This window comes from Streptomyces sp. MK37H, assembly GCF_018035285.1.
Taxonomy (GTDB): Bacteria; Actinomycetota; Actinomycetes; order Streptomycetales; family Streptomycetaceae; genus Streptomyces; species Streptomyces endocoffeicus.
Genome location: NZ_JAAAYH010000629.1, coordinates 1 through 3829 on the forward strand (window position 1 = coordinate 1; position 3829 = coordinate 3829).

4 protein-coding genes are annotated in these 3829 nt (G+C 69.5%); 3 read left to right on the plus strand and 1 reads right to left on the minus strand.

Annotated elements, in window-relative coordinates; all coding sequences use genetic code 11:
• The 3 genes from GWI24_RS41805 to glmS form a co-directional block, all read left to right on the plus strand.
• The coding region (locus tag GWI24_RS41805) for an SHOCT domain-containing protein (protein ID WP_210951243.1) at positions 1-105 on the plus strand (105 nt) is incomplete at its 5' end.
• Between the two features lie 178 nt (positions 106-283).
• Positions 284-559: a hypothetical protein gene (locus tag GWI24_RS41810; protein WP_037953108.1), complete on the plus strand. Its 276-nt coding sequence runs from the start codon at positions 284-286 to the stop codon at positions 557-559.
• Positions 560-654: 95 nt separating this feature from the next.
• Positions 655-2487: a glutamine--fructose-6-phosphate transaminase (isomerizing) gene (gene glmS / locus GWI24_RS41815; RefSeq protein ID WP_210951242.1), complete on the plus strand. Its 1833-nt coding sequence runs from the start codon at positions 655-657 to the stop codon at positions 2485-2487.
• A 563-nt stretch (positions 2488-3050) separates the two neighbouring features.
• Here glmS and GWI24_RS41820 read toward each other — a convergent pair.
• Positions 3051-3572 (minus strand): universal stress protein, encoded by a 522-nt coding sequence (locus GWI24_RS41820; protein WP_020871124.1) that lies wholly within the window; start codon positions 3570-3572, stop codon positions 3051-3053.
• Between the last annotated feature and the right edge of the window lie 257 nt (positions 3573-3829).

Sequence of the window (3829 nt, forward strand, 5' to 3'; positions counted from 1 at the left end):
CGACGGCTGCGCGAACTCGGCGATCTTCACCAGAGCGGGATCCTCACCGAGGAGGAGTTCACCACCGCCAAACAGGCCGTGCTCCGCCGCTTCTCCGACGCCTGAGGGACGGTTTCCCCGCGACCGAGGGACGGCTTCCCCCGCGACGGAGGGACGGCTTCCCCACGCCTGAGGGACGGTTTCCCCGCCACCGAGGGCCGGATTTTCCGTCACCGAGGCCCAACCCTGCCCGATATCGGGCAGGAATGTTGCGAAACACCGCGCCGCATCGCAGTATCTACGGATGCTCGACCGCCGTATGTCCCACGATGACCTTATCGACCACCTGGTCCGCAGTACGCCGCTCAGCCGCGGCGAGGCGGGCCGGGTGGTGCTGGACGTCCTGGCGTACTTCGACGAGACGACGGAGGAGTTCGTCCGGCGCCGCCACCGCGAGCTCCAGTCCGGCGGGCTGACCAACGCGGACATCTTCGAGCGGATCACGGCCGAGCTGCCGTACCGCGCGGTGGCCCCGCCCGAACTCTCGCTGCGCCAGCTGCGCCGCATCGTCTACGGCTGACCACGCCGGTACGACGCCGGTCCACGACGGCGGCCGCCACCGCCGGACACGAGCACGAGCATGCACGAGCGATCCAATGGGAGGGCCTGAACACCATGTGCGGAATCGTCGGATACATCGGGAAACGCGATGTGGCACCGCTGCTGCTGGAGGGGCTGCAGCGACTGGAGTACCGCGGCTATGACTCCGCGGGGCTAGCGATCCAGGGCAAGCCCGCCAAAGGCGCCCAGAGCGCCGGGCTGAAGACCGCCAAGGCCAAGGGGCGGGTCCGCGACCTCGAGGCCAAGCTGCCCAAGCGGTTCGCGGGCACCACCGGCATCGCCCACACCCGCTGGGCCACCCATGGCGCGCCCAACGACATCAACGCCCACCCGCATCTGGACGCGGACGGCAAGGTCGCCATCGTCCACAACGGCATCATCGACAACGCCGCCGATCTGCGCGCCAAGCTGGCCGCCGACGGCGTGGAGCTGGTCTCCGACACCGACTCCGAGGCGCTCGCCCACCTCATCGGCCGCTCCCAGGCGCCCACCCTGGAGGAGAAGGTCCGCCACGCGCTGGCGATGGTCGAGGGCACCTACGGCATCGCCGTGCTGCACGCGGACTTCCCCGACCGCATCGTCGTCGCCCGCAACGGCTCGCCGGTGGTGCTGGGCATCGGCGAGAAGGAGATGTTCGTCGCCTCGGACGTCGCCGCGCTGGTCAGCCACACCCGCCAGGTGGTCACCCTGGACGACGGCGAGATGGCCACCCTCAAGGCCGACGACTACCGCACCTACACCACCGAGGGCAGCCGCACCTCCACCTCCCCCACCACCGTGGAGTGGGAGGCCGAGTCGTACGACATGGGCGGCCACGACACCTATATGCACAAGGAGATCCACGAGCAGGTCGACGCCGTGGACCGGGTGCTGCGCGGCCGGATCGACGACCGCTTCTCCACCGTCCACCTGGGCGGGCTCAACCTGGACGCCCGCGAGGCGCGCGGGGTGCGCCGGGTCAAGATCCTCGGCTGTGGTTCGGCGTACCACACGGGCCTGATCGGCGCCCAGCTGATCGAGGAGCTGGCCCGGATCCCGGCGGACGCGGAGCCCGCGAGCGAGTTCCGCTACCGCAACCCGGTGGTGGACCCGGACACCCTCTACATCGCGGTCAGCCAGTCCGGCGAGACCTACGACACCCTGGCGGCCGTCCAGGAGCTCAAGCGCAAGGGCGCGCGGGTGCTGGGCGTCGTCAATGTCGTGGGCAGCGCGATCGCCCGGGAGACGGACGGCGGGGTGTACGTCCACGCCGGGCCGGAGGTGTGTGTCGTCTCCACCAAGTGCTTCACCAACACCGCCGTCGCCTTCGCGCTGCTCGCCCTGCACCTGGGCCGGATCCGCGATCTCTCGGTCGCCGACGGCAAGCGGATCATCGCCGGGCTGCGCAAGCTCCCCGAGCAGATCGCCGAGGTGCTGCGCGGCGAGGAGGAGATCAAAAAGCTCGCCGCGGAATATGCGAACGCAAAGAGCATGATGTTCGTGGGACGGGTCCGCGGCTACCCGGTGGCGCGCGAGGCGTCCCTGAAGCTGAAGGAGGTCTCCTACGTCCACGCCGAGGCGTACCCGGCCTCCGAACTCAAGCACGGGCCGCTCGCGCTGATCGAGCCCGAGGTGCCCACCGTGGCCGTGCTGCCCGACGACGACCTGCTGGAGAAGAACCGGGCGACGCTGGAGGAGATCAAGGCCCGCAGCGGCCGGATCCTTGCCGTGGCCCACCGGGAGCAGGAGAAGGCGGACCACACGATCGTGGTCCCCCGCAATGAGGTGGAGCTCGACCCGATCCTGATGGGCATTCCGCTCCAACTGCTCGCCTACCACACGGCGCTGGCGCTCGGCCGGGACATCGACAAGCCCCGCAACCTCGCCAAATCGGTGACGGTCGAGTAGACCCGCACCGCCCGCGACCCCGGCGGATCCTTCGGCGGTCCCCCGCGTGTGCCACCACGCACGCGGGGGCCGCCTCCCCTTCGCCGACGTCGCCTCTCATACGCCGGCGGCTGGCCGTCGCGCGGGAACCGTCACTTCCCGCGCGACAGCACGATCGAACGGTTTGTACCCCTCACAAACGCACAATCCACCTCTACGCACGGGTAGGTTCGTCCGTTGTCAAGATGGACTTGACGCCATCTCACCTGCGGTCAAGGGGAGTTGAGGGTGTCCGGTTCCAGGCGCCCGCGCCAAGTCGTGCCGACGGCAGAGGTTTTGGACTGAACAACGTCACTTGACGAGGAGGCGCGCCGGGCACGGTGCGTCCAGAGTCTCAGGAACTCAAGCGAACCCAGAAGGGCCAAAAGGCCCCGGGATGCAGCCAGGAGGGCCCGCAAGGACGGGCACGACGGGCCCGCGAGAGAGGGGACCGAGGGCGCTCAGGGGATGCTCAGAGGACGCCGATGGGGACGCTCAGGGGATGCCGATGGGCGACGCTCGGGGGATGACGACGGGCGGACGGATCAGGGGATGACGACGACGGGCCGCTGCGCCCGACGTGCGAGCCGCCCCGCGACCGAGCCGAAGATCCGCCCCACCAGCCCGTGCGTGGAGCCCACCACGATGGCGTCGGCCGCGTACTCCCGGCCGACCTCCTCCAGCTCATGGCAGATGTCCCCGCCCCGCTCGACGAGGATCCAGGGCACCTCGGAGAGATGATCGGCGCAGGCCAGCTCGAGCCCCAGCACCTCGGTGCGGTGATCGGGGACGTCGACGAAGACCGGCGGCTCACAGCCCGCCCAGACCGTCGTCGGCAGCCGGTTGGCCACATGGACGATGATCAGCCCGGAGCCGGAGCGCCGGGCCATGCCGATCGCATAGGCGAGGGCGCGCTCGCTCGACATGGAGCCGTCGAATCCCACCACAACACCGTGCTGGAACGCTGGATCGCAGGAATGACGTGTTTCTTCCGCCGCTTCGGGGTGCGCCATGTGATCGGCGACCCGCTTGCGGTCCGCGGGTTCGGGGATTTCGTGACCGGCCATCGGTGTCTCGGCGAAGGATGTCCTCGTGCGGAGGGATCGGCGGGGGCTCAGGTAGAGGGCTGTCGGGGGACTTGAGCTCCGCTGGAGCTCGGGGGCGGTCTCGAGGAGTCGAAATCCGTCCGGGATTCATCTTTCCAAGCCCTTACCCCCAAGGGTACGGCGGCATTCACCACGTGCCCAGAGGCCGCCACGGGAGCGGAGCGCCCGAAGCGTTCCCCGGAGCATGCCGGAGGGCGGCCCGTAACGCAATGCCCCAA

Bases quoted from the DNA above. Each gene is read 5' to 3' on its own strand.
- GWI24_RS41820 (WP_020871124.1), bottom strand. From the start codon at position 3,572: ATGGCCGGTCACGAAATCCCCGAACCCGCGGACCGCAAGCGGGTCGCC.
- glmS (WP_210951242.1), top strand. From the start codon at position 655: ATGTGCGGAATCGTCGGATACATCGGGAAACGCGATGTGGCACCGCTG.
- GWI24_RS41810 (WP_037953108.1), top strand. From the start codon at position 284: ATGCTCGACCGCCGTATGTCCCACGATGACCTTATCGACCACCTGGTC.